Below are 4161 nucleotides of genomic sequence, written 5' to 3' on the forward strand. Positions count from 1 at the left end.
CCTGGCCAAAATAGCTGCCCGGGATCACGCCAACTCTGGCGTCCTTTGCCAAAGCCTTGGCAAAGCCGACATCGTCGCCATGGTACTTTTCCGGAATCTTGGCGAAGATGTAGAAGGCGCCGCGCGGCAGGGCCATGTCAAAGCCCAGCTTCTTTAAGCCCTTTTCCATAAAGGTAACCCGGCGCTGGTAGATCTCTCTGAATTCCTTCGGGTCGTCCAAGCCGTTGGTCAAAGCTTCAATGGCAGCAGCCTGAACATTGTTGGTTACGACCGTGATCATGAAGTCGTTCATCTTCCGCACGCTGGCCATGATTTCAGCCGGCCCGCAGATAAAGCCCAGCCGCCAGCCAGTCATGGCGTGGGACTTGGACAAACCTGAAATAAAGATGGTTCTCTCTGGAACGTAAGTAGCCAAAGAGTAGTGCTTGGCATCTCCGTAAATCAGTTCTGAGTAGATTTCATCGCTGATGGCGTACATGTGGTGCTTCTTCAATACTTCAGCCAGGCCTTGAATGACTTCCTTAGGGTAGGTTACCCCGGTCGGGTTGGTCGGGTCGTTCAGCATGACGGCCTTGACGCCCTTGCCTTCGCGTTCAATGACTTCTTCCAGCTTCTCTGGGGTGAGGATGAAGCCGTCGGCTGAAGTGTCGACTTCAACTGGCGTTGCCCCGGTCAAGCTGACCAGCTGCATGTACATTGACCAAACCGGCGTCGGCACGATCACCTTGTCGCCGTCGTTCAAAAGGGCTGACAGGGTGCAGTTCAAGGCTTCAGTAGCCCCGACGGTCACCGTGATCTCGCTGGCCGGGTCGTAGTCAACGCCAGTAAGCTGCTTGACGTACTTGTTGATGGCCTTGAGCAGTTCCGGCTTGCCGGATTGCGGGCCGTAGTGGCTGTCATTGTTTTCAATATCCCGGATGGCTGCCTGCTTGACGTGTTCTGGCGTGTTCAGGTCCGGTTCGCCCAGGGTCAGCTTAACGACGCCGTCGTACTGGGAAACATACTTGTCAAAACGGCGGATATCTGAAGGAACCACAGCATCGAGCTTGTGGTTGATAATCGGTAACAAATCTTGCGCTAATTTTGGCATTCGAAAAACCTCTTCATTCAAATCAAAAAGAACAGCAACTTAACAATTACCTCTATTTTAGCATAGTTTGTTAAGCTAAATCGAGCCAAAAAGCAAGTTAAGAGCTTTTTTTGCCAGCTGCTACTTAATCATATTAAAAATCACCCGGGCGATTCTTACTTTTATTTTGTTTGACCGGGTTTGATCTTTAATATTTTAAGTCCAGAACCAGCAAATCATCATAGCTTTCCCGCTTGATTACCAGCTTGGCCTGGCCGTTTTCCGCGAAAACCACGGCCGGACGCGGGTTGCGGTTGTAGTTGGAAGCCATGGAGTACCCGTAGGCCCCCGTACTCAAAAGGGCAACCACGTCACCTGGTTCGGTTTTTGGCAGCGGGCAGGACTTGATCAAGACGTCCCCGCTTTCGCAGTACTTGCCAACCAGGTTGACGACCTCCTCAGCTTCAGCCTGGGGCCGGTCAGCCACGACGGCTGAGTATTCAGCCTGGTAAAGAGCCGGACGGATGTTGTCCCCCATCCCACCGTCAAGGGCAACGTAGCTTGGATAGCCTGGCAGGTCCTTGCGCGAACCTACAGTATAAAGACTCCAGCCTGCCTGGCCGACAATCGAGCGGCCCGGCTCAATCCAGATTTCCGGCAGCTCGAGCCCCTTTTCCTGGCACTGGCGCTTGACTGCCTTAACGATGGCCCGGACGAATTCTTCTGCCGGCAAGGGATGGTCCTGGTCGGTGTAATGAATGCCGAAACCGCCACCGACGTTCAGGATCTCCGTTTCATAGCCGTATTTGTCCCGCCAGTCCTCAGCGAGCTGGCACAATTTTTCCGCGCAGCCCACGAAGCCGCGGACGTCAAAAATCTGTGACCCGATGTGGGCGTGCACGCCCGCCATCTGCAAGCGGGGATTGGCCAAAACGAGTTCCAAGGCGCGGTCGGCTTGGCCGCTAGCCATGTCAAAGCCGAATTTTGAATCGACCTGGCCGGTCTGGATGTATTCGTTGGTGTGGGCGCTGATGCCTGGCGTAACCCGCAGCATCACCTTGGCTTCAGCATCTTTTTCTTCCAGGATCTGGCTGAGCAGGTCGATTTCATGGAAGTTGTCGACGATGATCACGCCGACTCCGTGTTCAACTGCCAGTTCAAGCTCTGACCGGCTCTTGTTGTTGCCGTGAAAGCTGACCTTGCTCATCGGAAAGCCGGCTTTCAAAGCCGTCCACAATTCCCCGCCGGAAACGACGTCAGTATGGCCGCCTTCTTCGTTGATGACTTGATAGATCGCCAGGCAAGAGAAGGCCTTGGACGCGTAGCTGACCTCATAGCTCACGCCCTCTTCTTCAAAAACCCGCTTAAAGGCCCGGATGGCCTGGCGGATCCGGCCCACGTCATAAACCTGCAAAGGGGTCTGGTAGCGGGCGGCCAGCTCCAGGGCGTCCACGCCGCCTATTTGCAAGTGACCTGCTTGATTGACATCAGCTGCTGTGATTAATCCGTTCACGGTTTTACCTCATTTGTTTTTCTAAAAATTTTAATCAGTTTAAATACTAAGTTTAGCCTTCTGCTCCGGCGGGGTCAAGCACCGGCAGGCAAAAAACAAAAAAGACACCCATCATGGGTGTCTTTTAATTAGCAATTGCGTTAGCTGGATTCGAACCAGCGCATGACGGTACCAAAAACCGTTGCCTTACCACTTGGCTATAACGCAATCTTGATGGTCAACCAAGAGACGGCTCCTTGCATCCCCCGATCAAGTTATATCATACTTAACTTTTAAACTTTTAGCAAGGCTTTTTTTACAAAAAAATGGTATTTCCAGGCTATCAGTTAACAAAGTTAACCATTGACCAGCTTTTTGGCCTGTTTTTCTTCCTTCAAGCTTTCAAAATATGCTCTTTCTTCCGCTACGTTGCCCAAGGCGATGGTGCCGCGCTTTTGATTGATGCTCAAGTCATCGATGATTGCCTCAATCAGCTCCCAGAAATAGCTGCTGGCGGCCGACAAGTCATCGATTCCGCCCACGCAAAGGTGGGCCGCCCGGCTCATCAGCAGCCAGGCCTGCCCGGCCCCCTGCTGCATCTCCTGGTGCGCCTTTTGCAAAGTCAGCCGGGAACTGATCTCCAGGCGCTGAGCCCGGCTTTGGAAGGCTTCTTCATAGCTTTCTTCAACTGACAGGGCAAAAACGATCACTTCGCCCAAAGCCCGGCTGGCAAAGTCAAAGTAAGCTTCCGGACCGGCAGCCCGGCCTTGCATCAAGGCCAGGCGCAGCTGCTTGAGCAGGGTGTCCGTTTCGCCTCCGGGATTCAGCTGGCAGGCGCTGAGCCTGGCATAAAAAGCCGCCTGCTGGTCGTCATCTTCAGCCAGCTGACAGTACAAGCGCCGGGCCGTTTGAAAATTCTTTGACCGGTAAGCCTGCTTGGCCCGGGCATAGAGTTCCCGCCGGCCCTCTGCCCCCAGCTGCAGCTGAAGCTCGGAGGCGGAGTATGCTACCCCGCATGCCTGGCACACGAAACGATCTCCTTCTTTTAACAGCCTTTCCTGTCCGCAAAGCTCGCATTTGACTCTTCTCATCCGCTGTCTCCCCATTTTCTCGTTAATCCTGCAATATTGTAACCGCTTACTACCAGCAATTATAGCAAAAGTTTTCGAAAAAAACAGGTTAAAAAAACAAGAAATCAAGACCTGGCTGATCTTGATTTCCTGAAATGGCTTTTTGATATTTATTTTTCTGCTTGCGCCGTGACTTGAATCATGATTTCCTGACTGGTCCAAGCCGACTTGTCAGGATAAGTTACCCGGATCCTGGTCTGGTACTTGCCAGCCTTGGCAAAATCAGGCGCCTTAACGTAGCTGGCCTGGCTGCCGGCTGGCAGCGAGGCGAAGTTGGCGATCAGGCTGGAAGCAGCGATTGGCTGGCCGGCAGGCGTTTCCGCCAGCAGCAAAAGCGGCTTGTAGCGCGCAGCATCGGCTGGCTGCACAACCGTGACCGTCAGCCAGGAACTATTTTCCCGGCTCTTGTCCGGGTAGGTTACCTGGATCTGGCAGCGGTAGCTGCCGGCTTTTTGCCAGTTGGGCTGCGG

At 53.4% G+C, this 4161-nt stretch carries 4 protein-coding genes and 1 tRNA gene; all 5 read right to left on the bottom strand.

Annotated elements, in window-relative coordinates:
- Positions 1–1090: aminotransferase class I/II-fold pyridoxal phosphate-dependent enzyme (locus lacNas_RS02885; protein WP_201346570.1), on the bottom strand; the 1090-nt coding region annotated here is incomplete at its 3' end.
- A gap of 187 nt (positions 1091–1277) precedes the next feature.
- Positions 1278–2582 carry a diaminopimelate decarboxylase gene (gene lysA / locus lacNas_RS02890; RefSeq protein ID WP_201330955.1) on the bottom strand — a complete coding sequence of 435 codons (1305 nt, stop codon included), beginning with the start codon at positions 2580–2582 and terminating at the stop codon, positions 1278–1280.
- Between the two features lie 135 nt (positions 2583–2717).
- Positions 2718–2789: transfer RNA gene (locus tag lacNas_RS02895), tRNA-Gln, on the bottom strand.
- 128 nt (positions 2790–2917) lie between these two features.
- Positions 2918–3589 (bottom strand): hypothetical protein, encoded by a 672-nt coding sequence (locus lacNas_RS02900; RefSeq protein ID WP_244661408.1) that lies wholly within the window; start codon positions 3587–3589, stop codon positions 2918–2920.
- Positions 3590–3801: 212 nt separating this feature from the next.
- The coding region (locus tag lacNas_RS02905) for a Rib/alpha-like domain-containing protein (protein WP_201346571.1) at positions 3802–4161 on the bottom strand (360 nt) is incomplete at its 5' end.

The sequence above is a fragment of the Lactobacillus nasalidis genome (assembly GCF_016587775.1).
GTDB lineage: Bacteria > Bacillota > Bacilli > Lactobacillales > Lactobacillaceae > Lactobacillus > Lactobacillus nasalidis.